Below are 1,054 nucleotides of genomic sequence, written 5' to 3'. Positions count from 1 at the left end.
TTCACGGCCTACGTCGAGAAGCAGGCGCCCGGCGCCCGCCATCTGAGGCCTTCGAGTCGGGGTGTAGGCGCGCAACGCATTAGCGTCCCGAGTCGACCATCCGGCTTTCGAAGGACCACTCATGAAAACTCGTTCCGTACTGCTCGCGGCTTGCGTCGCGCTGACGCTCTCCGCCTGTGGAACCTCAGGTGACTCCGGATCGGACACCGAAGCTTCGGGTGCCGCCGAGGCGGGGGCGTTCCCCGTGACCGTCGACCACGCCTACGGCTCGACGACGATCGACGCGGAGCCGATGCGCATCGTGACCATCGGATGGAGTGGCCAGGATTCGGTGATCGCGCTGAACAAGGTTCCGGTCGCCATGGAGAGCTTCTCCGGTGACGGCATCGAGAACAACATCCTGCCCTGGGACGCTTCGCGTCTGAACGGTGCCAAGCCCGTTCTCATGACGACCAATCCCGATATCCCGTTCGAGCAGATCCTCGGGCTCGATCCCGACGTGATCCTCGCCGTCTACTCCGGCATCGACGAGGGCGAGTACAAGCGCCTCAGCGACATCGCGCCGACTGTCGCGTTCCCCGACCAGCCGTGGGATACGGCGTGGGACAAGCAGATGAGCATGATCGGCGCGGCACTCGGACAGCCGGCGCAGGCGCAGACGCTGATCGACGAGACCGGGGCGTACTTCGAGAAGCAAGCCGCAGATCACCCCCAGTTCCAGGGCAAAACCGCCACGTATGCAATGCGCACCGACGAGGGTTTGATCGTATTCTGCGGCACCGACCCGCGGATCCGTCTTCTCGGCCAGCTCGGGCTGAAGACCTCGCCCGGTGTCGACGCGGTGTCATGCCACAAGCTCCGATCACTGATTTGATCCCGAATTCGACTGCCCCGATGACCTTCCGTCTGCCCTGAACTCTTCGGACGCGATGTGCGGGAGAGGTCCCACTGTCCACCCGCAACGAATCCAAAGGTTTCACTTCACGACGACCACCATCACGGACGAGGGCAGTCGTCGACTGCTTGGGACACCATGGTCCTTCATCGAATCTTC

1 protein-coding gene is annotated in these 1,054 nt (G+C 63.3%); it reads left to right on the top strand.

Annotated elements, in window-relative coordinates; genetic code table 11:
* Positions 1–121: 121 nt before the first annotated feature.
* Entirely contained in the window at positions 122–874 is a 753-nt protein-coding gene (locus tag ABT116_RS49915) for an ABC transporter substrate-binding protein (protein ID WP_351648397.1), read from the top strand.
* Positions 875–1,054 lie beyond the last annotated feature (180 nt).

It is taken from the genome of Streptomyces sp. NPDC002130 (assembly GCF_040296465.1).
GTDB lineage: Bacteria > Actinomycetota > Actinomycetes > Streptomycetales > Streptomycetaceae > Streptomyces.
This window is presented reverse-complemented; position numbering and strand designations above follow the sequence as displayed.

Excerpts from the sequence above, each read along its gene's own strand:
- ABT116_RS49915 (WP_351648397.1), top strand. The coding sequence starts at position 122 with ATGAAAACTCGTTCCGTACTGCTCGCGGCTTGCGTCGCGCTGACGCTC.